The sequence below is a fragment of the Rhodocyclus tenuis genome (assembly GCF_014197755.1).
Taxonomy (GTDB): Bacteria; Pseudomonadota; Gammaproteobacteria; order Burkholderiales; family Rhodocyclaceae; genus Rhodocyclus; species Rhodocyclus tenuis.
In genome coordinates this window covers 137695-160892 of sequence record NZ_JACIGE010000004.1, presented here as the reverse complement: position 1 = coordinate 160892, position 23198 = coordinate 137695, and the positions used below count along the sequence as shown (strand labels likewise).

Genomic DNA, 23198 nt, shown 5'->3' with positions numbered 1-23198 from the left:
TGTTGCCCTTGGATGACCATGAAACGCACCCTGTTCTGCATCGCCACCTGTCTGGCAGTCACCGGTGCCAGCGCGGAAATCTACCAGTGGAAGGACGCCAACGGGCGCACGGTGATGTCGGACAAGCCGCCGGCCAGCGTGCAGCGCGAGGTGCGCAAGATCGACGCCGAAGCACCGGCATCGGCCAGTACGGCGCCGGCATCCGCCGCCGACCGCGAGCTCGCTTTCCGCAAACGGCGCCAGGAAACGCAGGAAAAAGCCGAGAAGGACCAGCGCGCACAGGCCGAAGCCAGCGAAAACAAGGCAAATTGCGAACGCGCACGCAGTCAGCTGCAGGTACTCGAATCAGGTGAGCGCGTCGCACTGCGAGACAGTCAGGGCGAGCGCTATTTCCTCGATGACGCGCAACGCGAGCAGGAAATCGTGCGCGCGCGGCAGGCCGTGCAGTCGCTCTGCAAGTAGCGCCGAGGCTTCCTCGCTCAGGCAGCGTCAGCTTCGCCGGCGCCCTTTTTCATGACCTTGCCTTCGGAAGCACGCTGTTTGCGCATTTCCTTGGGGTCGGCAATCAGCGGCCGGTAGATTTCGATGCGGTCGCGGTCGCGCAGCAGCGTATCTGGCTTCGACAGTTTGGCGTAGATACCGAACTTGTTCTTCGCCAGATCGATTTCCGGATACTTCTGCAGCAGGCCGGAAGCCTCGAGCGCGTCCTTCAGGGTTGCCCCTTCTGACAGGCTCAGCGGCACCAGCTCCTGCCGCTCGCTCAGTGCGTACACGACTTCGACACGGACACCCGCCGGATTACTTGCCGTCATTTTCGTTTCCATAAACGACCGAAGCGCGCCTGACGAAGGCATCAACGAAGGTGTTGATGATCTGGCTGAACACCGGGCCGATCACTTTCTCAAACATCTTGCTGGAAAACTCGTAGGAGAGCTGGAACTCGACCTTGCACGCGGTTTCGCCAAGCGGCTTGAAGCGCCACATCCCCTCAAGCCGGCGGAACGGGCCGTCGACCAGCTTGATGTTCATCCAGAGCGGGATTTCCTTGTCGTTCTCGGTCGTGAAATGCGACTTCACGCTCAGATAATTGATGAACAGCGTGGCGACCGTTTTCTTCTCGTCGCGGAACTTCAGTTGCGTCTGACTGCACCAGGGCAGGAAAGCCGGATAGTGTTCGACAGCATCGACGAGATCGAACATCTGCCGCGCCGAACGCTCGATCAGGACCGATTTTTCGACCAATGCCATCTGTCCCCGCGCCTCCGCCGCGCCTTGCCAATCCTGTAGAATCGCGGATTCTAGCGCAAAACCCCGCGAAAGCACCGCACTGATGAGCATCATCGCCAACAAGAAAGCCTTCCACGATTACTTCATCGAAGAACAGTTCGAGGCCGGAATCGTGCTCGCCGGCTGGGAAGTAAAGGCGATCCGCGCCGGCCGCGCGAACATCAAGGAATCCTACGTCGTCATCCGCGACGGTGAAATGTTCATCTTCGGCATGCACATCACGCCGCTGCTGGCGGCGTCGACGCACGTCAGCCCCGACCCGACGCGGACGCGCAAACTGCTGCTGCACGCCAAGGAAATCAGCAAGCTGATCGGCAAGGTCGAACGCGCCGGCTATACACTGCTGCCGATCGATCTGCACTACACGCGCGGACGCATCAAGGCGGCGATCGGTCTGGCCAAGGGCAAGAAGATGCACGACAAGCGCGATGCCGAAAAGGAACGCGACTGGGAGCGCGAGAAGCAGCGCCTGATCCGCGTCAAGGTCTGATGGAAGCGCTGCTCTACTGGGCAGGCATGGCCGCCGTTGCGGTCAATGCGATCACCGGCGTGCTCGAAGCCGAACGCAAGCACATGGACATGGTCGGCGCGATCACAGTCGCCACGGCGACGGCAATCGGCGGCGGCACGCTACGCGATGTCCTGCTCAACCGCGAAGTGTTCTGGGTAGCCGATCAGGCCTATCTGGCGACCGCCATCGCGGTGGCGGTCCTCACCTTCTTCTGGGCACGCCAGCGGCCGATCTCCGAACAGCTGTTCCTCTACCCGGATGCCGTCGGTCTGGCGTTGTTCAGCGTCGTCGGTGCGCAGGCGGCGCTGCAATGGCACGCCCCCTGGCTCGTCGCCTCGGTGATGGGCGTCGTCACCGGTGTTTTCGGCGGCGTGCTGCGCGACGTGTTCTGCAACCAGGTGCCGCTGATCTTCCTGCCCGGCGAGCTTTACGCGACCGTTGCCTGGGTCGGCGCGCTGACGCTGATCGGCCTGCAGGAGCTTGGTGTCGACGGCACGACTGCCGCGTGGGTGGCGATGGCGGTCATTCTCGTGCTGCGCGCGGCGGCGATCCGTTTCCGCATCCGCCTGCCGACTTTCAACGCCCCGTCGTAAAAAAAGCCCGCCGTTTGCTGCGGCGGGCTTTCCTTGCTGCATGCGCCGTGCTGGCGCATGCAAACCAGGCAATCACTGCACTCAGTTGCGGTGCGCCGCCAGGCGCGTCCAGGTATCGACCACGGTATCGGGGTTGAGCGAGATGCTGCTGATTCCCTGATCCATCAGCCATTCGGCCAGATCGGGGTGATCCGACGGGCCCTGGCCGCAGATGCCGATGTACTTGCCCTGCCGGTTGCATGCGGCAATCGCCATCGCCAGCAGCGTTTTCACCGCCGGATCGCGTTCGTCGAAAAGGGACGCGACCAGACCGGAGTCGCGGTCGAGACCGAGCGTCAGCTGCGTCAGATCGTTCGAGCCGATCGAGAAGCCGTCAAAGTGCTCGAGGAATTCGTCGGCGAGCAACGCATTCGACGGAATCTCGCACATCATGATCAGCTTGAGATCGTTCTCGCCGCGCTTCAGGCCATGCTCGGCGAGCAGCTGCTCGACCGCCGCGCCTTCGCCGACGGTGCGCACGAAAGGCACCATCAGCTGCACGTTGGTCAGGCCCATTTCCTCGCGCACCTTCTTCATGGCCAGACATTCGAGCTCGAAACAGTCGCGGAAGCTGTGCGCGATGTAGCGCGAAGCGCCGCGGAAGCCGAGCATCGGATTTTCTTCTTCCGGCTCGTACACATCGCCGCCAAGCAGCTTGCGGTATTCGTTCGACTTGAAGTCCGAGAGACGAACGATCACCGGCTTCGGCCAGAAAGCGGCGGCGATGGTCGACACGCCCTCGACCAGCTTTTCGACAAAGAAGGTCTTGGCATCGGCGTAGCCGCGCGCACGGCGCTCGATTTCCTCGCGCCGCGAAGCCGGCAGGCGGTCGATGTCGAGGATCGCTTTCGGATGCACGCCGATGACGTTGTTGATGATGAACTCGACGCGGGCAAGGCCGACGCCGGCGTTCGGCAGCTGCGCAAACTCGAAGGCCAGTTCGGGGTTGCCGACGTTCATCATCACCTTCACCGGCACCTCGGGCATCGCCGAAATGTCGCGCGAGATGACTTCGAAATCGAGGCGGCCGCGATAGACGTGACCGGTATCGCCTTCGGCGCAGGAAACGGTGACCAGATCGCCCTCGCCCAGCGTCTCGGTCGCGTCACCACAGCCGACGATCGCCGGAATGCCGAGTTCGCGCGCGATGATCGCCGCGTGGCAGGTACGACCGCCGCGGTTGGTGACGATCGCCGAGGCGCGCTTCATCACCGGCTCCCAGTTCGGGTCGGTCATGTCTGCAACGAGCACGTCGCCGGGCTGCACCTTGTCCATTTCACGCGGGTCATGCACGATGCGCACCGGGCCAACGCCGATCTTCTGGCCGATGGCACGACCGGAAGCGAGCACCTTGGAGTAGCTATTGAGGCGGAATTTCTGCAGGCGGCCGGCGCCTTCCTGCGACTTGACCGTTTCCGGACGCGCCTGCAGCACGTAGATGCGGCCGTCGCGGCCGTCCTTGCCCCACTCGATGTCCATCGGCCGCTGGTAGTGCTTCTCGATGATCATCGCGTAACGCGCCAGTTCCTCGACTTCGGCGTCGTTGATCGAGAAGTGGTGACGGTCGCTTTCGGGCACATCGACGGTGCGTGTCGAACGGCCGGCGACCTTCTCGCCGGCAAAGATCATCTTGATCAGCTTCGAACCGAGGTTGCGGCGGATCACCGCATGCTTGCCGGCGGCGAGCATCGGCTTGTGCACGTAGAACTCGTCGGGATTGACCGCGCCCTGCACGACGGTTTCGCCGAGGCCGTAGGACGAGGTGACGAACACCGCGTCGCGGAAGCCCGACTCGGTATCGAGCGTGAACATGACGCCGGCGGCGCCGGTATCGGAACGGACCATGCGCTGCACACCGGCCGACAGGGCGACGTTGGCGTGCACGAAACCCTTATGCACGCGGTAGGCGATGGCGCGGTCGTTATACAGCGAGGCAAAGACTTCCTTGATCGCGTGCAGGATGTTGTCGAAGCCTTCGATGTTGAGGAAGGTTTCCTGCTGACCGGCAAAGGACGCGTCGGGCAGATCCTCGGCGGTGGCCGACGAACGCACGGCAAAGCTCATTCCTTCGCCCGAATCGGCAACCAGCGCGGTGTAGTGTTCGCGGATCGCTGCGTCGAGTGCCGGCGGCAGCGGCGTGTCGATGATCCACTGACGGATGCGCGCACCACTGGCGACCAGCGCGTTCACGTCATCTACATTGAGCGTCGACAGTTCCTCTTCGATGCGCGCCGCCAGCCCCTCGTGCGCCAGGAAATCACGGTAAGCCTGCGCCGTCGTCGCAAAGCCGCCGGGAACGCGAACGCCGGAATTCGCCAACTGGCTGATCATCTCGCCCAGCGAGGCGTTCTTGCCGCCGACACGCTCGACATCGCTCATGCGCAGTTGCTCGAAGCTGATCACATATTCGTTCGTTGCCACCGTATTTCGCCCCTGATCAAAAGAAAGCCGACGCGCCAAGCCGCAAAGTGCGGATCGCCGGTCGAAAAAAAGCGCAACATTACCACTTTTCACGGCACTTTTCCTGCTGGTTAAGCCCGCTTTCGCGGACAAACGCCACAGCGCAGCCCAATGACGACGGCGCAGCGGGAGCCACGCCGGCAGCGGCGCCAGAACCAGACAAGCCAGTCGGCACCTGGCTTGGCGCGGCAAGGTCAGACATTCGCCCGGCGCCCTTGCATACATCCCCGGAAAGACCGGCAATTGCCCGACCTGCCTTCGAATCAGAGATAATCCGGCCCTTACCGAAGCTCGCGAAAGCAGGACTGCCTGATGACAACGACACCCCCGAACGATACTGCGGACGACAAGGATCTGCCGCTACGCGACGACATCCGCCTGCTCGGCCGCCTGCTCGGTGACACCGTGCGCGAACAGGAAGGCGACGAGGTCTTCGCGGCAATCGAACGCATCCGCCAGACTTCGGTACGTTTCGACCGGGAAACCGCGACGGCCGAACGCGACCCGGCGACACGCGATGAGCTGGCACAACTGCTCAACACGCTGCCGCGCGAGACCATGCTCTCGGTCGTGCGCGCTTTCAGCTACTTCCTGCATCTGGCGAACATCGCCGAGGACCAGCATCACATCCGTCGGCGGCGCGCGCACGAACTGATGGGCTCAGCAGCGCGCGACGGCAGCCTCGCGCGCGCGCTCGAACGCCTCGTCGACGCCGGTACGCCGCTGCCCGAGCTGCGCGAGTTCTTTGCCCGCGCGCTGGTCTCGCCGGTGCTGACCGCGCACCCGACCGAGGTCAGCCGCAAGTGCATCCTGCAGTCGCAACACGAAATCGCCGCGCTGCTCGACCGCCGCGACCGCATGCAACTGACCGCCGAAGAAGCGGCCGAGCACGATCTGGCGCTGCGCCGCGCCGTGCTGACGCTGTGGCGCACGCGCATGCTGCGCCCCAACCGGCTGGCCGTCGTCGACGAAATCAACAACGGCATCAGCCACTACGACGAAACCTTCTTTGCCGAGTTGCCGCGCCTCTACGGCCAGCTCGAAGACCTGCTCGCGCAGCGCTTTCCAGGCGAGGACTGGCAGCTGCCTTCGTTCTTCCGTGTCGGCAGCTGGATCGGCGGCGACCGCGACGGCAATCCCTTCGTCACCGCCGACATCCTGCGTACCGCGCTCAAGCTGCAATCGACGGCAGCGCTCGACTTCTATCTGCGTGAAGTGCATGCGCTCGGCGCCGAGCTGTCGCTGTCGCAGCTGCTCGTTCCTGTGTCGCCAGCGCTGGCCGAACTGGCCGAGCGCTCACCCGACCATTCGCCACACCGCGCCGACGAGCCCTACCGGCGTGCGCTGACCGGCATCTACGCCCGCCTCGCCGCGACCGCGCACGCCCTCGACCAGTACGACGCGGCAAGGCACGCGCTCGGCGATGCGCCCGTTTACGCCGACAGTGGCGAATTGGCGAGCGACCTGCAGACGATCGCCGATTCCTTGCAGACGCATGGCGCCGCCCTGCTCGCTGGCGGCCGTCTGCGCCGGCTGATCCGTGCCGTACAGGTCTTTGCTTTCCATCTGGCGCCGATCGACCTGCGCCAGAACTCCGACGTCCATGAGCGCTGCGTCGCCGAGCTGCTGGCCCGCGCCGGGCGTCTGTCCACCGCCGCCGACTACGCGGCGCTCGCCGAAGACGAGCGGATTGCCCTGCTTGCCGGCGAGATCGAAAACGCACGACCGCTCTACTCGCCGCTGCTCGACGGCAGCGAACTCTCGCCGGAGAGCGCCGGCGAACTGGCGATCTTCTTCGCCGCACGCGAGCTGCGTTCCCGTTACGGCGCAGCGGCGCTGCCGAACGTGATCATTTCCAAGGCCGACGGCGCCTCCGACCTGCTCGAAGTGGCCGTCCTGCTCAAGGAAGCCGGACTGCTCGTCCCCGGCAGCGCACCACGCCTGGCGGTGAACATCATCCCGCTGTTCGAGACCATCGACGACCTGCGCCGCAGCGCCAGCGTCATGGAGCGGCTGTTCGCCCTGCCCGTCTATCGCGCGCTGATCGCTGCGCGTCAGGATGAACAGGAGGTAATGCTCGGCTACTCGGACAGCAACAAGGACGGCGGCTTCCTCACCTCGGGCTGGGAACTGTACAAGGCGGAAGTGGCGCTGGCCGAAACCTGCGCCCGTCATGGCGTGCGTCTGCGCCTGTTCCACGGCCGCGGCGGTTCGGTCGGACGCGGCGGCGGTCCGAGCTATCAGGCGATCCTGGCGCAGCCCGATGGTGCCGTGTCCGGCCAGATCCGCATCACCGAACAGGGCGAAGTGATCGCCTCGAAGTATGCCAACCCGGAAGTCGGTCGGCGCAACCTAGAGATCCTCGTCGCGGCGACGCTCGAAGCGACGCTGCTCAAACGCGAACACGACACCGACCCCGAGGCTTTCCGCGCCGTCATGGAAAGCCTGTCGCAGCACGCTTTCGCGGCCTACCGCAATCTGGTCTATGAAACGCCCGGTTTCGACCGCTACTTCCGCGAGTCGACGCCACTGTCGGAAATTTCCGAACTCAACATCGGCAGCCGCCCGGCGTCGCGCAAGCCCTCGCAGCGCATCGAGGATCTGCGCGCGATTCCTTGGGTCTTCAGCTGGGCACAGTGCCGGCTGATGCTGCCGGGCTGGTACGGTTTCGGCAGCGCCGTCGAGGCCTTCCTCGCCGAACAGCCCGACGGGCTGGCAACGCTGCGTCGGCTTTACGCCACCTGGCCCTTCTTCCGCTCGCTGCTCTCCAATATGGACATGGTGCTGGCCAAGGCCGACATCGCCATCGCCTCGCGTTACGCCGAACTGGTCAGCGACGTGGAGCTGCGCAGTTCAGTGTTCCAACGCATCGCCGACGAATTCGCGCGCACGTGCCGCTGGCTGCTGGCGATCGAGGAGCAGGACGAACTGCTCGCCGACAACCCGCAGCTGCGCCGTTCGATCCGCAACCGTTTCCCCTACATGGACCCGCTCAACCACCTGCAGATTGAGCTCCTGCGCCGGCACCGCAGCGGCGGTGACGCCAGCAAGACCGACCCCGCCGAGGAGCGCAGCCGCCGCGGCATCCACATCACCATCAACGGCATCGCCGCCGGCCTGCGCAACAGCGGCTGAGCCGCCCTCGCCCGAGCTAAGCTGATACTTCCCGGCAACGGGCCCTATCCTGACCGAAAGACACTCCTCATGCCAGAAACCGCTCCGCTGCGCAGCGCCTTCTATATCTCGGACAGTACCGCGATCACCGCCGAAACGCTCGGCCACAGCCTGCTCACGCAATTCGAAGGCGTGCACTTCCGCCAGCTGCGTATCCCCTTCGTCAACTCGGCCGAGAAGGCGCGCGAAGCGGCGAGCCGTATCGAGCAGGCGGCACGTGAGGACGGTTCGCGGCCGATCGTGTTCACGACGCTGGTCGAGCCCGAACTCAACCGCATTCTCAGAGGATCGCCGGGTTTCTGCATCTCGCTGTTCGAGACCTTCATCGCGCCGCTGGAAGCCGAGCTTGGGGTCAAGTCGACGCACACCATCGGCCGTTCGCACAGTTTCAACGACAACAGCGACTACCAGGATCGTCTCGAAGCGATCAACTTTGCGCTGGCGCACGACGACGGCGTCACCATGAGCGGACTCGACGAGGCGAATGTCATCCTCGTTGGCGTGTCGCGTTGCGGCAAGACGCCGACCAGCATCTATCTGGCAATGCAGTTCGGCATCAAGGCCGCCAACTACCCGCTGATTCCCGAGGATTTCGAGCGCGGCCACCTGCCCGACGGGCTCGAGCGCTTTCGCCAGCGCATGTTCGGCCTGACCATCCAGCCCGAGCGCCTGCAGAAAATCCGTAACGAACGGCGCCCGAACAGCCGTTACGCGGCGCTCGACAACTGCCGCTACGAGGTCGCCGAAGCCGAACGTCTGATGCGCCGCGAAGGCATCCGCTGGCTCGATTCCTCGACCAAGTCGATCGAGGAAATCTCGACGACGATCATGCAGGAGATCCAGCTCGAACGGAATTCGTTCTAGTGCCGGACTAAATCTCTCAGGGCAAACGCTGGCGGACGGTCTCGAACAGGCAGACCGCCGCTGCCGCCGCGGCGTTCAGCGACTCGGCGCTTCCGGGCATCGGAATGCTCAGCTGCAGTTGCGCCGCCGCTACCGTCTCTGGACGCACGCCAGCGCCCTCGCTGCCGAAAATCCACGCCAGCGGCCGGCGCAGATCGGTGGCGAACAGCGAAGCGCTCGCCGCCGGCGCCGTCACCAGCGACACGCCGCGGTAGCCGGCGAGAAAAGCGCAAAGATCGCTGCTTTCGAAGAGGTCAAGCGCGAAATGCGCGCCCATGCCGGCACGCAGCGTTTTCGGCGACCAGACCTGCGCACAGTCGGCCGACAGCAACACCTGCCGGAAACCGGCGGCGGCGGCGCTGCGCAGGATCGAGCCGACGTTGCCGGGGTCCTGCACGCCGTCGAGCAGCACGGCGTCGGCTTCCTGATCGAGCATGTGCGCCGGTCGCGGCTGACCGATCAAGGCCATGATTCCGCTCGGCGTGTCGACGGCAGCAAGATCGGCGAACAGCGGATCGGCAAACTGCAGCACTTCGGCAGTCGGCGGCAAGGCCGCCAGATAGCCGGCGATTTCACCACGCAGCGCGCCGCTGTCGCTGACGATCAGTGACTCGATCGCGCCGCCACGCGCGGCAAACACCTCGATCAGATGCATGCCGTCGAGCAGCGCCAGCCCTTCACGGCGCCGCTCGCGCCCGCTCTGGCAGAGCTTTTTCAGCGCCTTGAAACGCGGATTCTCGCGCGAGACGATGTGTTTCAGTGACACGCTCAGCGCTCCGCAGGCGTCCACAGCGACAGCTGCGCCACAGGGGCGAAACTGCGCCGATGCTCGCTACACGGGCCATGCTCGCGCAGCGCCGCGAGGTGAGCGGCGGTCGGGTAACCCTTGTGCCTGGCAAAGTCGTACATCGGGAAGCGCGCATGCAGCGCGAGCATGAGCTCGTCGCGCACCGTCTTGGCGAGAATCGACGCCGCGGCGATCGGCGCCGAACGCCCGTCACCACCGACCAGCGCCTCGGCCGGACAAGCAAGCCGTGGGCAGCGATTGCCGTCGATCAGCGCCAACTGCGGCCGAACGGCCAGCGCGGCGACGGCGCGCTGCATGGCGAGCAGGCTCGCCTGCAGGATGTTGATGCGGTCGATTTCCTCGACGCTGGCCTCGGCCACCGCCCAGGCCAGCGCCTGCTCGCGGATGAGAACGGCCAGCGCCTCGCGCCGTCTGGCGGAGAGCTTCTTCGAGTCGTTGAGGCCGGGAATCGGCCGTGCCGGGTCAAGAATGACCGCCGCCGCGACGACCGGGCCGGCGAGCGGCCCGCGCCCGGCTTCGTCAACGCCGCAGACGAGGCCCTCAGGCAGCGGCAATGGCATGCGCGCGTACCTCCGCCGGCAGGCAGTCGAGGATCGCCGAAGCAGCCTTCTCGGCAGTGTTCTGCCGCAGTTGCAGATGGATGTCGCGGAACACCTCACCGATACGCGCGGCGTTGTCGCGATCAGCGTGCAGATTGAGCATCGCCTGCGCCAGATTCTCCGGCGTCGCGTCGTCCTGAATGAATTCGGGAACGACGAAGCGCCCGGCGAGCACGTTGGGCAGTCCGACGTAAGGCAGGTAGCCCATGCGCTTCATCATGCGGTAGGAGAAGGACGACATGCGGTAGGCGATGACCATTGGCCGCTTGAGCAGCGCCGCCTCGAGCGTTGCCGTGCCACTGGCGACGAGAACCACGTCGGCGGCGGCCATGGCGTCGTGCGCGTGACCGAAGAGCATGCGGATCGGCAGGTCGCGCGCCTCACAGCGATAGATCGCCTGCTCGAACAACAGCCGCGTCTCGCGCGTTGCCAGCGGCACGAGAAAGAACGCCTCCGGCAGGCTTGCGCTCAGCTGCCGAGCGGTGCGGATGAAGGTATCCGCCATGTACTGCAGTTCCGACTGGCGGCTGCCCGGCAGCAGCGCGAATACCGGCCGCGTCGGCGAAATCTCGAGCAGTTCGCGCGCTGCGACACGGCCATCTTCGACCGGCAAGACGTCGGCCAGCGGATGGCCGACGTAGCTGACCGGTATGCCGCGCGCCTCGTAGAGCGCCGGTTCGAACGGAAACAGCGCCAGAATGCGCGTCACCGATTCGCCGATCTTGCGGATACGCTCGCCGCGCCATGCCCAGATCGACGGACTGACGTAGTGCACCGCAGGAATGCCACGGCGCTTCAGCGACTTTTCCAGCGCCAGATTGAAATCGGGCGCATCGACACCGATGAACACATCGGGCGGATCGGCCAGCAGGCGCGCGCGCAGCTGACTGCGGATTCCGGAAATCTCGCGGTAATGGCGCAGCACCTCGGCGTAGCCGCGTACCGCCAGCTTTTCCAGCGGATACCAGGCATCGAAACCTTGCGCCTGCATCTTCGGCCCGCCGATGCCGTAGAACTCGGCCTGAGGCAGGCGCGCACGCAAGGCGGCAATGAGGTGACTCGCCAGCAGGTCGCCCGACGCTTCGCCGGCAACAATGGCGATGCGCACAAGCGCTCGGCTCATCGGATGATGCCGCGCTTCGACGCTGCCAGAAACTCAAGGATCGGCCGCACTTCGGGATGTGCAGCAGCGTCCTCTTCCAGCTTCGCACGCGCTTCTTCGAGCAGCAGACCGGACTTGTAGAGCGTGCGGTAAGCGCGTTTCAGCGCGAGCAGCGATTCGGACGAGAAACCGCGACGCTTCAGGCCTTCCGCGTTGATGCCGAAGGGGCTGGCGGTGTTGCCTGCCGCCGTCACATAGGGCGGAATGTCCTGCAGAACGACAGTGCCGACCGCCGTCATGCAGTGCGCGCCGACGCGACAGAACTGATGCACGCCGGTGAAACCGCCGAGAATTGCCCAGTCGTCGACATGGACGTGCCCCGCCAGCTGCGAGTTGTTGGCGAAGATCGTCTTGTTGCCGACCTGGCAATCGTGCGCGATGTGCACGTAGGCCATGATCCAGTTGTCGTCGCCGATGCGCGTGACGCCGATATCCTGCGCCGTACCAAGATTGAAGGTACAGAACTCGCGGATGGTGTTGCGGTCGCCGATTTCCAGACGCGTCGGTTCGCCGGCGTACTTCTTGTCCTGCGGCACTTCGCCGAGCGAAGCGAACTGGAAAATCTGGTTGTCGCGACCGATGCGCGTATGGCCCTTGATGACGACGTGCGGTCCAACCGTCGTGCCGGCACCGATTTCAACGTTCTCGCCAATGATCGAATAGGCGCCGATGCTGACGCTCTCGTCAATCCGGGCACCCGGATGAACAATTGCAGTTGCGTGAATCATGCTGTCCTCACACCACATCGCGTTGCGCGCACATCAGTTCAGCTTCGGCGACGACCTGTCCATCCACCTTGGCGACAGCCCGATACTTCCAGATGCCACGCATCTGGCGAACGATCTCGACATGCAGGTCGACACGGTCGCCAGCGCTGACCGGCTTCTTGAAACGCGCGCCATCGATGCCGACAAAGTAGAAGACCGAATTGTTATCGGGCTTGCTGCCCATCGTCTTGAACGACAGGATGCCCGCCGCCTGCGCCAGCGCTTCCATGATCAGCACTCCCGGCATCACCGGATGGTGCGGGAAGTGGCCAACGAAGAAGGGTTCGTTGATGCTCACGTTCTTGTAGGCGTGAATGCGCTCACCCGGAACGCACTCGACCACCCGATCGACCAGCAGGAAAGGATAGCGGTGCGGCAGATGTTCGAGGATTTCCTTGATTTCCATTGAGCTCAAGCGGGTATCTCCAATGTTGCGGGCGGCGGCCCGCACTTATTCTTCGGGAATTATTCGGATTGGCCGGCGTCGCTGCCAGGCGACGAGGCGCTGACGCGCGCCAGGGCTTTTTCGAGTTCGGCGACGCGCTCGGCCAGCGCGCCCAGCCGACGGATCTGCGCGGCATTGTGCAGCCAGTCGGCGTGTGCTTCGAGCGGATAGATCGAGGTGTACTGGCCGGGCTTGCGCAAGCTCTTGCTGACCAGCGATCCCGCCGACACGTGCGTGTCGTCGGCCAGTTCCAGATGGCCGATGATCATCCCGGCGCCGCCGACGGTACAGCGCCGGCCGATCTTGGTGCTGCCGGCGATACCGACGCAGCCGGCCATCGCCGAGTTCTCGCCGATGACTACGTTGTGCGCGATCTGGATCTGGTTGTCGAGCTTGACACCGTCGCCGATCACCGTGTCGTCGAGCGCGCCGCGGTCGATCGAGGTATTGGCGCCAACCTCGACATCGTCGCCGATGATGACGCGACCGATCTGCGGAATCTTCAGCCAGCGCTCGCCCTCTCGGGCAAAACCGAAACCGTCGCCACCAATCACCGCGCCGGCCTGGATGACCGCGCGCCGGCCGATCTGACAGTCGTGGTAAATCACGACGTTCGGATAGAGAACCGAGTCGTCGCCGATGGCAACACCGTCGCCGATGACGCAGCCCGCATGGATGACGACGTTTTCGCCGAGAACGACAGCACTGCCGACCACCGCGTTCTCGCCAACGCTCACCGATGCCGGCAGCGGCGAATGCACCACCGCCGAGGCGTGCGCACCGGTCGGCCGAGCCGGCTGGGGATTGAGCAAGCCAACGACGCGTGCATAGCATGCGTAGGGATTCGGGTGAATCAGTCGCGGCAGATCAGTTGCATCGGCGAACTGCGGCGACAGGATCACCGCCGCGGCGCGCGTTGTCTGCAGTTGCTGCCGATACTTGGGATTGACCAGAAAGGCGATCTGCCCGGGACCGGCAGACGCCAGCGTCGCGACCTGGCTGACTATGATCGAACCGTCGCCAGCCAGTGTTCCACCAAGACGAGCGACGATTTCGTCAAGACGCACTCCTGCTTGCACCGACACGCCTACTACTTGGCATCCTTGTTTTCGGACAGCGCCTTGATCACCTTGTCGGTGACATCCAGACGCGGATTGACCCAGACGACGTCCTGCAGGATCAGGTCGAACTTCTCGCTCTCGGCGATCTGCTTGATGGCCTTGTTGGCTTTCTCGATGATCGCGGCGTTTTCTTCGTTCTGACGCAGGTTGAGGTCTTCACGGAACTCGCGCTGCTTGCGCTGGAATTCGCGCGACAGTTCGTTGAGTTCCTTTTCCTTGCCGCGGCGCTCGGAGTCGGCCATCGTTACCGCGTTCTTCTCAAGCCCTTCCTGCATCGACTGCAACTGCTTGGCCAGTCGCTGCAGATCTTGATCGCGCTTGGAAAATTCCTGCTCGATCTTCTTCGCTGCCTTCACCGCGGCCGGTGCATCGCGAAAGATGCGCTGGGTGTTCACGTAGCCGAGCTTGAGTTCCGACGCCGATGCAGACGAAACAGGCAGCATTGCCGGCAGCGACACCGACAGGGCCAGCAGCAACGTGGAAATCTTCTTGTTCAAGCTGTTTCTCCCGATTAAAAGGTAGTTCCCATCTGGAACTGGAAGCGTTGAAGTTTATCACCTTCCTTGGTGTTGAAAGGCTGGGCAATGCTGAATTTGAGCGGACCGAAGGGTGAAGTCCACACTGCGGCAAGACCCGCCGAGGCGCGCAAATCACTGAGCGCCTTCTGGTCGTCCTTGTCCCAGACCTGCCCCGCGTCGAAGAAGGTCCCGACGCGCACCGACTTGTCGACACCGAAGCCCGGTATGGGGAACAGCAGTTCGGCGTTGAACACCGCCCGCGTATTGCCGCCGAGGCGCTGATCGGTCGCCGTCGTGTCTACCGGCCCCAGGCTGGCCGTATCGTAACCACGAACCGACCCGACACCACCGGCGTAGAAGCGTTTGTAGAACGGCATGTCCTTGCCACCGAAGGCATCGGCATAGCCAAGTTCGCCGTTGAGCATCAGCGTCAGGCTCTTGTTGATCGGGAAATACTGCTGAATTTGCGCGGTCGCCCGGTAGTACTTCAGTGAACCACCGGGAATCGCCACTTCAAGACCGGCGCGGCGGACGCCGCCACTGGTCGGATAGATGGCGCTGTCCTTGCTATCAGCAGCCCAGCTCACGGTTGCCGGCAGGGTCATGTTCGTCGCGCTCGTCCCGTCGCCGTAATCGTTGACGAACTTCTGGTAGCGCGCCGGGACAACCGTACCATTGTTTGCGGCGACGTCCGGAAAGACCGTTACCGTCGTGCTGTCGATGCCCAGACCGAAGCTCAGCGACTCCTTCTCGGCGATCGGATAGCCAAAGCGGATACCACCGCCGGTCGATTGCGTCTTGTAGGTCAGATAGCTGTAGCTCGACGACGGCGTCATCGTCCGGTGATAAACGTCGAAGCCCTGACTGATACCATCGACGGTAAAGTAGGGATTGGTGTAGGAGAGCCCGATCGTCCGGTAAATCTTGCTGGTGTTGAGCTGCACCGAAACGAACTTGCCGCTGCCGAAGAGGTTGGCCTGGGCAATCGACCCGGACAGGATCAGGCCCTGACCGCTACCGAAACCGGCACCCAGCGAGATGTTGCCGGTCGATTTTTCAGCCACCTTGACGTTGACATCGACCTGGTCGGTCGTTCCCGGCACCGGCGGTGTCTCAACGCTGACCTCGCTGAAGTAGTTGGTCTTGTCGATCCGCTGACGCGACAGCGTGACGCGGTCGGCGTCGTACCAGGCGCCTTCCATCTGGCGCATTTCCTGACGGACAACCTCATCACGCGTTTTGGTGTTGCCGACGACGTTGATGCGGCGGACGTAAGCGCGCTTGCCCGGATCGACAAAGATGGTAAACGCCACCTGGCGCTTCTCCTTGTCCACTTCCGGCGCAGCGTTGACGTTGGCGAAGGCGTAGCCGAGCGCGCCGAGCCGGTCTGAAATTGCCTTGGTGCTCTCGTTGAGCTTTTCGCGCGAGAAAACATCGCCCGGCTTGACCCGCATGGCTTTGCGGAAATCGGCTTCGGGCAGCAGCAGGTCACCGGCGAGCTTGACCGAAGAGACGACGTAACGATCGCCCTCGCTCAGGCTGACCGTGATGTAGATATCCTTCTTGTCCGGACTGATCGACACCTGAGTCGACTCGATATTGAATTCGAGGTAGCCGCGATTCAGATAGAAGGAACGCAAGGCCTCCAGGTCAGCAGAAAGCTTCTGCTTCGAATACTGATCGTTCTTGGTGTACCAACTGATCCAGTTCGGCGGCTGCAGCTGGAAGATCTCAAGGAGTTCCTTGTCGCGGAAGGCTTTGGCACCGACGATATTGATTTCCTTGATCTTCGCCGCCTCGCCTTCGTCAATGCCGAAATTGATCGACACCCGGTTGCGTTCGAGCGGCGTCACGGTCGTCGTGATGGCGACGCTGTACTTGCCTCGCGACAGGTACTGCCGTTTCAGTTCCTGCTCGGCCTTCTCCAGCGTGGCACGGTCGAAGATGCGCGACTCGGCGATGCCGACGTCCTTGAGCCCCTTCTTTAGCTGATCCTTGTCGAATTCCTTGAGGCCGACAAAGTCGATCTGCGCGATCGCGGGTCGTTCTTCGAGCAGGACGATGATCACATCGTTGTCGATTTCGAGCCGCACATCCTTGAAGAAGCCGGTGGCAAAAAGCGCCTTGATTGCCTGCGCCGCCTTCTCATCGGTCATTGTTTCGCCGACCTTGACCGGAAGATAACTGAATACCGTCCCGGCTTCGGTACGCTGAATCCCCTCGACGCGAATGTCCTTGACGGTGAAGGCCTCGAAGGCGGAAGCGCCGGAGGCGAAAACAGCAGCGATCAGACCTGCAAGCAGGTTTTTCTTCATAGGGGTCAGCCGGAAACCAGTCGGGAAATGTCGTTGTAGAAGGCGAACACCATGAGCAGAAACATCAAGGCGATGCCGATGCGCTGCCCGATTTCCGTGGCGCGTTCGGAAGCCGGCGCCCGCCTGATAAGTTCCGCAAGATAATACAACAAATGCCCACCGTCCAATATCGGGATGGGCAGCAGGTTGAGCACGCCGAGACTGAGGCTCACCAGCGCCAGAAAGCGGACGTAATAGTCGATGCCGAGCCTCGCCGATTGCCCGGCGTAGTTGGCGATGGTCACCGGCCCGCTGAGATTGCGCCAGGAAACGTCGCCGGTCAGCATGCGTCCCATCATGACTAGGCTGAAAACCGATTTCTCCCAGGTTTCCATGACTGCCTTACCGAGCGCAATGGCTGGCGGATAGCGGACGGTCGTCAGCCAGGCGTCCTTTTCCGCTCCGTCGCTCAGCACGTTGACGCCGATGCGACCGATTTCCTTGCCATTGCGTGTTTCGCTGGCAATCGTCACCGAAGTGGCGAGAGGCACGCCGTCACGGCGGAAATCAAGCCTTAAGGTGCGTCCGGGTGCCGCGCGAATGACATTCACCAGCTCGGACCAGTCGTCAAGCGGCTGGCCGTCGACTGCGACAATGAGATCGCCGGCGAGCAATCCAGCCTTTGCCGCCGCGCTGTTGCCTGCGACCTTGCCGAGTACCGGCGGCGTGCGCGGATGCCCGAGCATCAGGCCGACGCGCCCGAGCGGATCGCCCTCCCAACCGGCTTCGCGCACCACCAGCATATCAATGCGCCGGATCGAGATCCGCGCGTGCTCGTCGATGACTTCCAGATCGACACTGTCGCGCTCAAGCGATTGCTGCAACATCGACCAGCGCACATCCTGCCAGGTATCGACCGCCACATCGCCGACCTTGAGTACGCGTTCGCCGGCGCGCACGCCGGCATCGGCGGCGGCACTGGCCGCCGGCGGCGTGCCGAGCCAGGCACGCGGCTCCTCGACGCCCGTGGCAAATACTCCCCAGTAAAGCAGGATGGCGAGCAGGAAATTGGCCGCCGGGCCGGCAACGACAATCGCCATGCGCCGCCATGGCGACTGCCGGTTGAAGGCACGATGGCGCTCGCCCGGGTCGACCTCACCCTCGCGCTCGTCGAGCATGCGCACGAAACCACCGAGCGGCAGCGCGGCAATGACCCACTCTGTCCGGTCAGCGCCCCAGCGCCGCGACCACAGCGGTTTGCCGAAGCCGAGCGAGAAGCTGAGAACCTTGACGCCGAGCCGGCGTGCGACGAAGTAGTGGCCGAACTCGTGGACGACGACCAGCAGACCGATCGCCAGCAGAAAGGCTGCCAGCGTCGTCAGCAGGTTGCTCACGCCACTACGGCCGCGGCCACCAGCGTCTGTGCCAGTGCGCGCGCCGCACGGTCGGCGGCGAGCACCGACTCGAGCGTCGCCACGTCAACCGCGGGCAAGGCCTCAAGCACACCGGCGATGATGCGCGAAATCTCGGTGAAGCCGATGCGCCCGTCGAGGAAGGCTTCGACGGCGACTTCGTTGGCGGCATTGAGTGTTGCTGGCGCGCTGCCGCCGGCTTTCAGCGCACGATAGGCCAGCGCCAGGCAGGGGAAACGTTCGAAATCAGGCGCTTCGAATTCGAGGCGCGCAATGGCGAAAAGATCGAGCGGCGCAACGCCGGAAGCGATCCGCTCCGGATACGCCAGCGCGTGCGCAATCGGCGTGCGCATGTCGGGATTACCGAGTTCGGCCAGCACCGATCCGTCGACATACTGCACCAGCGAATGAATCACGCTCTGCGGGTGGATCACCACCTGAATGTTGTCAGCCGGAACGTTGAACAGCCAGCGCGCCTCGATCATCTCGAGGCCCTTGTTCATCATCGTCGCCGAATCGACCGAGATCTTGCGCCCCATTGACCATTTGGGGTGCGCACACGCCTGATCGGGCGTGACGTGCACCAGATCAGCCACCGGTGTACGCCGGAAGGGTCCGCCGGATGCGGTCAGCAGCAGACCGCTGACGCCGCTCTCGGCCATGTCGCCGCGATAGTTTGCCGGCAAGGACTGGAAGATCGCGTTGTGCTCCGAATCGATCGGCAGCAGTACCGCGCCGCTTTCGCGCACTTCGCGGATGAACACGGCGCCGGCCATCACCAGCGCTTCCTTGTTGGCGAGGAGCACCTTCTTGCCGGCGCGCACCGCGGCGAGCGTCGGCTCGAGTCCGGCCGCGCCGACAATCGCCGCCATCACCGCATCGACTTCGGGCAGGCTGGCGAGGCGGCACAACGCCTCCGGGCCAAACTCCACCATCGTCGTACAACCGGCAGCCAGCAGCCGCTCGCGCAACTGCCCAGCCAGCAAGAGATCGGCAACAACCGCGAAACGCGGTTGAAATTCAATGCATTGCGCGAACAGCTTGTCAACCTGGCGATGCGCACAGAGCGCCAGCACACGATAACGTTGCGGATGGCGGCGAACAACATCAAGCGTGCTGACGCCGATCGAACCGGTGGAACCGAGAATGGTGAGATTCTGCATGACGCTTCTCGCAGGTGGATTCAAAGCTGGGCCGCCAGCCAGACCAGGGTGACGAGCGGCAGGGTAGACGTCAGGCTATCAATTCGATCAAGAACGCCGCCATGGCCGGGCAGGATGTTGCTGCTGTCCTTCAGCCCCGCATGACGCTTGAGCAGCGACTCGAAAAGATCGCCGACGACACTGACCGCGGTCAGGGCGAACATCACCAGAATCAGGCGCAATGGGGAATCACGCAAGGCCGGCGGCAGATAGTCTGACAGCAGATAGCCGTAGAGCAGCACCGCCAGGCCAGCGCCGATCGCGCCCTCCCAGGTCTTGCCGGGACTGATCGACGGCGCCAGCTTGTGCTTGCCAAAAGCGCGACCGCTGAAATAGGCGGCGATATCGGCAACCCACACCAGCGCCATGATCGCCAGCAGGAAAACGGCACCGCCCTGGCGCAAATGCAGCAAGGCAAGCCAGGTCGGGAAGATGACGACGGCGCCGACGGCCAGACCGAGCGCGCCGCCCGGCAGCGGCCAGCGCCGCCACAGCCACAGCGGCACCAGCAACAGCCAGAAAGCTGCCGCCGGCTGATAGAACCAGCTGCCGAAAGACCAGGCCAGCGACAGCGGAAACAGATCGCCGAGCCCCAGCGGCGCCGGCATCAGCACGGCCAGCGCGTCACAAACAATGAGCGTGATGGCGCCGAGCGCGGCACGTGCCGGCGTTGACCAGCGCAGCAAGGCCCCCCACTCCCACGCCGCGACGGCAGCGATCAGCCCTGCCACGGCCGCCCAGCCGAACGGCGGCAAGCCGAACAAGGCCAGCAGGAAGGCGGCGAGGAGGATGAGCGCGGTGAGAACCCGCGTTTTAAGCATAGCGCCGGCCGTCTGCGGGCGATTGCTGCCCGTCGGCGGCGACAGACCCCATGGGCGAAGTCGCCTGCGCAGCCGTCAACTCGGTGCCACCGAGCTGCTCGCTGGTGCGACCGAAGCGTCGCTCGCGCTTGCGGTAAGAAGCGATCGCCGCATCCAGCGCAGCCGCGTCGAAATCGGGCCAGACCGTATCGGTGAAATAGAACTCGGAATAGGCGAGTTGCCAAAGCAGGAAGTTGCTGATCCGCTCCTCGCCACCGGTGCGAATGAACAGATCGGGCTCGGGCGCGTAAGCCATCGACAGGTAAGGCGCCAGATCTTCTTCCTGCCATGCGCCGACGCGTTCAGGACGGGCGAGCGCGAGGCGGTTGGCCGCCTGCAGGATGTCCCAGCGGCCGCCGTAATTGGCGGCCACCGTCAGGGTCAGACGTTCGTTGCCGGCGGTACGCTCCTCGGCAGCGGCGATCATCGCCTGCAACTTGGCATCGAAACGCGACAGGTCGCCGACAATCTTCAGGCGAACGCCGTTCTTTTCCATGCGCGTCAGCTCATTGCGCAACGAACGGACGAAGAGCTGCATGAGCAGCGTCACTTCTTCTTCGGGGCGCCGCCAGTTCTCCGAGCTGAAGGCAAACAGCGTCAGATAGCGGATGCCACGATCAAGGCAGGTCTTCAGCGTCTCGCGTACCGCTTCTACCCCGCGGTGGTGGCCGGCGACGCGCGGAAGAAAGCGCCGACGTGCCCAGCGTCCGTTGCCGTCCATGATGATCGCCACATGGCGCGGAACCGCGCCCGCGTCGGGGATCGTCTGCGTGGAACTGGGAAAAATCGGCATCAGAGGCGCTCCGGTAAAACCGGGCTCAGACCGCCATCAGCTCGGCTTCTTTTTGCTGCAGTTGCTTGTCTACTTCAGCAACGAAGCGGTCGGTCAGTTTCTGGATGTCGTCCTGCGCACGCCGTTCGTCGTCCTCGGAAATTTCCTTGGCCTTGAGCAGGTCCTTGAGCGTCGTATTGGCATCACGGCGCAGATTGCGCAAGGCGATCTTGGCTGCCTCGCCTTCGCTCTTGACCACCTTGGTCAGATCGCGACGACGCTCCTCGGTCAGCGCCGGCATCGGCACACGGATCAGCTCGCCCATCGACGAGGGGTTCAGACCGAGGTCGGAATCGCGAATGGCGCGCTCGACCTTGCCCGCCATCGGCTTTTCCCAGACCTGCACGCCAATCGTACGCGCGTCGATCAAGGTGATGTTGGCCACCTGATTCACTGGCACGAGCGAACCGTAGTACTCGACCTGCACGTGATCGAGCAGACCGGTGTGGGCACGTCCGGTGCGCACCTTGGCCAGATCGACCTTGAGCGCCTCGAGAGAGCGTCCCATCTTGTGTTCGATGCTTTTCTTCAACTCGGCTACAGACATTTTTTCTCCCTCAGCAAACGACCAGCGTGCCTTCATTCTCACCGAGAACGACGCGCATCAGCGCGCCCGGCTTGTAGATCGAAAACACGTTGATCGGCAGGCGCTGGTCGCGACAGAGCGCGAACGCGGTCGCGTCCATCACCGCGAGATTCTGCGCGATGGCATCGTCGAAGCTGATGCGATCATAGCGAACCGCATCGGCGAACTTCTTCGGATCGGCAGAGTAGATGCCGTCGACCTTGGTCGCCTTGAGCACGATCTCGGCGCCGATTTCAGCACCGCGCAATGCCGCCGCGGTGTCCGTCGTAAAGAACGGGTTGCCGGTACCGGCGGCAAAGATGACGGTGCGGCCCTGTTCGAGGTAACGGATCGCCTTGCCGCGGATGTACGGCTCGACCACCTGCTCGATATTCAGCGCCGACTGCACGCGCGAGACGATTCCCGCCGCGCGCATGGCGTCCTGCAGGGCAAGGCCGTTCATCACCGTCGCCAGCATACCCATGTAATCGGCCTGCGCGCGGTCCATGCCGTTGGACGCGTGCGCCAGACCACGAAAGATGTTGCCGCCACCGATGACGACGCCGACCTGCACGCCGAGGTCGACCACCGCCTTGATCTCGGCAACGATCTCGGCAATGGTCTGGCGATTGATGCCGTAAGCGTCGCCGCCCATCAGGGCTTCACCCGACAGCTTGAGCAGAATGCGCTTGTACTTTGGCTCGGTCATGCTGGCTCCGGTCGTCGTCATGCAGCGGAATTCCTACTTCTGAGCAGCAGCGGCAGCCTGGGCGGCCACTTCGGCGGCGAAGTCGGTCACTTTCTTCTCGATGCCTTCGCCGACGATGAACAGCGTGAAGCCGGCGACCGATGCACCCTTGGCCTTGAGCAGCTGTTCGATCGTCTGCTTGCCATCTTCGGCCTTGACGAAGACCTGGCCGAGCAGCGTCACTTCCTTCAGGAACTTCTGCACCGAGCCTTCGGCGATCTTCTCGATCATCGCTTCCGGCTTGCCCGCTTCCTTGGCCTTTTCGATCGCGACGCGACGCTCGGAATCGATCAGGTCGGCGGCAACACCCGAGGCGTCGAGCGCCTTCGGCTTGCCGGCGGCGATGTGCATCGCCAGGTCCTTGCCCAGTTGCTCGTCGCCACCGACGACATCAACCAGCACGCCGATCTTGGCACCACCGTGGATGTACGAGAACAGCTGACCCTTGGCCTCGACGCGAACGAAACGACGAATCGAAACGTTCTCGCCGATCTTGCCGACCAGCGCCGAGCGCGTCGACTCGACCGTGCCATCGCCCAGCGGCAGCGCCGCGAGAGCGGCGACGTCGGCCGGTGCAGCACTGACGACCAGCGCGGCGGCGTCATGCGACAGCTTGAGAAAGTCGTCGTTCTTGGCAACGAAATCGGTCTCGCAATTGACTTCGACGATGGCGCCCTTGCCGCCTTCGATCACGATCGCGACGACGCCTTCGGCCGTCACGCGGCTGGCAGCCTTGCTCGCCTTGGTACCGAGCTTGACGCGCAGGATTTCCTCTGCCTTGACAATGTCGCCAGCGGCTTCGGTCAAGGCCTTCTTGCATTCCATCATCGGCGCGTCGGTCTTCTCGCGCAGTTCCTTCACCATGCCTGCGGTAATTTCCGCCATTTTCTTCTCCACT

General features: G+C 63.6%; 23 protein-coding genes. 5 read left to right on the top strand and 18 right to left on the bottom strand.

The window, feature by feature from the left end; genetic code table 11:
• The first annotated feature begins 18 nt into the window (after positions 1–18).
• A complete protein-coding gene (locus GGD90_RS07210; protein WP_184414993.1) occupies positions 19–462 on the top strand; it encodes a DUF4124 domain-containing protein in 444 nt (147 codons plus the stop codon).
• Between the two features lie 17 nt (positions 463–479).
• Here GGD90_RS07210 and GGD90_RS07205 read toward each other — a convergent pair whose 3' ends face one another.
• Positions 480–812: an RnfH family protein gene (locus GGD90_RS07205; protein WP_153115593.1), complete on the bottom strand. Its 333-nt coding sequence runs from the start codon at positions 810–812 to the stop codon at positions 480–482.
• A complete protein-coding gene (locus tag GGD90_RS07200; protein WP_153115592.1) occupies positions 799–1248 on the bottom strand; it encodes a type II toxin-antitoxin system RatA family toxin in 450 nt (149 codons plus the stop codon). The genes GGD90_RS07205 and GGD90_RS07200 overlap by 14 nt, the downstream gene beginning before the upstream one ends.
• Positions 1249–1327: 79 nt before the next feature.
• On the opposite strand from GGD90_RS07200, the gene smpB reads away from it, so the two are divergent.
• A complete protein-coding gene (smpB, locus tag GGD90_RS07195) occupies positions 1328–1777 on the top strand; it encodes an SsrA-binding protein SmpB (RefSeq protein ID WP_267904051.1) in 450 nt (149 codons plus the stop codon).
• Positions 1777–2391, top strand: coding sequence for a trimeric intracellular cation channel family protein (locus tag GGD90_RS07190; RefSeq protein WP_153115590.1), 615 nt, complete (start codon positions 1777–1779; stop codon positions 2389–2391). The genes smpB and GGD90_RS07190 overlap by 1 nt, the downstream gene beginning before the upstream one ends.
• A gap of 81 nt (positions 2392–2472) precedes the next feature.
• Here GGD90_RS07190 and ppsA read toward each other — a convergent pair whose 3' ends face one another.
• Positions 2473–4851, bottom strand: a complete 2379-nt coding sequence (ppsA, locus tag GGD90_RS07185) for a phosphoenolpyruvate synthase (RefSeq protein WP_228273657.1) — start codon at positions 4849–4851, stop codon at positions 2473–2475.
• Between the two features lie 351 nt (positions 4852–5202).
• Here ppsA and ppc point away from each other — a divergent pair, with 351 nt between their 5' ends.
• Complete coding sequence (gene ppc / locus GGD90_RS07180; protein ID WP_153115589.1) at positions 5203–8025, top strand: phosphoenolpyruvate carboxylase; 2823 nt, start codon at positions 5203–5205, stop codon at positions 8023–8025.
• Positions 8026–8094: 69 nt separating this feature from the next.
• The gene (gene ppsR, locus GGD90_RS07175; RefSeq protein WP_153115588.1) at positions 8095–8928 is read left to right on the top strand and encodes a posphoenolpyruvate synthetase regulatory kinase/phosphorylase PpsR; all 834 of its coding nucleotides are present in this window, start codon (positions 8095–8097) and stop codon (positions 8926–8928) included.
• A gap of 16 nt (positions 8929–8944) precedes the next feature.
• Here ppsR and GGD90_RS07170 read toward each other — a convergent pair whose 3' ends face one another.
• The 15 genes from GGD90_RS07170 to tsf all read right to left on the bottom strand — a co-directional run bounded on the left by GGD90_RS07170 (position 8945) and on the right by tsf (position 23185).
• Positions 8945–9733 carry a TrmH family RNA methyltransferase gene (locus GGD90_RS07170; protein WP_322741688.1) on the bottom strand — a complete coding sequence of 263 codons (789 nt, stop codon included), beginning with the start codon at positions 9731–9733 and terminating at the stop codon, positions 8945–8947.
• A gap of 2 nt (positions 9734–9735) precedes the next feature.
• Entirely contained in the window at positions 9736–10335 is a 600-nt protein-coding gene (gene rnhB, locus GGD90_RS07165; RefSeq protein WP_153115587.1) for a ribonuclease HII, read from the bottom strand.
• Positions 10316–11497 carry a lipid-A-disaccharide synthase gene (gene lpxB / locus GGD90_RS07160; protein ID WP_153115586.1) on the bottom strand — a complete coding sequence of 394 codons (1182 nt, stop codon included), beginning with the start codon at positions 11495–11497 and terminating at the stop codon, positions 10316–10318. Before lpxB ends, rnhB begins: the two co-directional genes overlap by 20 nt.
• Positions 11494–12264, bottom strand: a complete 771-nt coding sequence (lpxA, locus tag GGD90_RS07155) for an acyl-ACP--UDP-N-acetylglucosamine O-acyltransferase (RefSeq protein ID WP_153115585.1) — start codon at positions 12262–12264, stop codon at positions 11494–11496. The genes lpxB and lpxA overlap by 4 nt, the downstream gene beginning before the upstream one ends.
• A 7-nt stretch (positions 12265–12271) precedes the next feature.
• The gene (fabZ, locus tag GGD90_RS07150) at positions 12272–12709 is read right to left on the bottom strand and encodes a 3-hydroxyacyl-ACP dehydratase FabZ (protein WP_184415013.1); all 438 of its coding nucleotides are present in this window, start codon (positions 12707–12709) and stop codon (positions 12272–12274) included.
• A gap of 59 nt (positions 12710–12768) precedes the next feature.
• The gene (gene lpxD, locus GGD90_RS07145) at positions 12769–13815 is read right to left on the bottom strand and encodes a UDP-3-O-(3-hydroxymyristoyl)glucosamine N-acyltransferase (protein ID WP_228273656.1); all 1047 of its coding nucleotides are present in this window, start codon (positions 13813–13815) and stop codon (positions 12769–12771) included.
• Positions 13816–13838: 23 nt separating this feature from the next.
• Complete coding sequence (locus tag GGD90_RS07140; protein WP_153115718.1) at positions 13839–14312, bottom strand: OmpH/Skp family outer membrane protein; 474 nt, start codon at positions 14310–14312, stop codon at positions 13839–13841.
• Positions 14313–14380: 68 nt separating this feature from the next.
• Positions 14381–16702 carry an outer membrane protein assembly factor BamA gene (bamA, locus tag GGD90_RS07135; RefSeq protein ID WP_153115584.1) on the bottom strand — a complete coding sequence of 774 codons (2322 nt, stop codon included), beginning with the start codon at positions 16700–16702 and terminating at the stop codon, positions 14381–14383.
• Between the two features lie 5 nt (positions 16703–16707).
• Positions 16708–18075, bottom strand: a complete 1368-nt coding sequence (gene rseP / locus GGD90_RS07130; RefSeq protein ID WP_153115583.1) for an RIP metalloprotease RseP — start codon at positions 18073–18075, stop codon at positions 16708–16710.
• Positions 18072–19256, bottom strand: coding sequence for a 1-deoxy-D-xylulose-5-phosphate reductoisomerase (gene ispC, locus GGD90_RS07125; RefSeq protein WP_153115582.1), 1185 nt, complete (start codon positions 19254–19256; stop codon positions 18072–18074). The genes rseP and ispC overlap by 4 nt, the downstream gene beginning before the upstream one ends.
• Positions 19257–19276: 20 nt before the next feature.
• Positions 19277–20116, bottom strand: coding sequence for a phosphatidate cytidylyltransferase (locus GGD90_RS07120; RefSeq protein WP_153115581.1), 840 nt, complete (start codon positions 20114–20116; stop codon positions 19277–19279).
• On the bottom strand, positions 20109–20948 hold the full coding sequence (uppS, locus tag GGD90_RS07115; RefSeq protein WP_153115580.1) for a polyprenyl diphosphate synthase: 840 nt from the start codon (positions 20946–20948) through the stop codon (positions 20109–20111). Before uppS ends, GGD90_RS07120 begins: the two co-directional genes overlap by 8 nt.
• A gap of 25 nt (positions 20949–20973) precedes the next feature.
• A complete protein-coding gene (gene frr, locus GGD90_RS07110; RefSeq protein ID WP_153115579.1) occupies positions 20974–21534 on the bottom strand; it encodes a ribosome recycling factor in 561 nt (186 codons plus the stop codon).
• A 10-nt stretch (positions 21535–21544) separates the two neighbouring features.
• Positions 21545–22261 carry a UMP kinase gene (gene pyrH, locus GGD90_RS07105; RefSeq protein WP_153115578.1) on the bottom strand — a complete coding sequence of 239 codons (717 nt, stop codon included), beginning with the start codon at positions 22259–22261 and terminating at the stop codon, positions 21545–21547.
• A 33-nt stretch (positions 22262–22294) separates the two neighbouring features.
• Entirely contained in the window at positions 22295–23185 is an 891-nt protein-coding gene (gene tsf, locus GGD90_RS07100; protein ID WP_153115577.1) for a translation elongation factor Ts, read from the bottom strand.
• Positions 23186–23198: the final 13 nt, after the last annotated feature.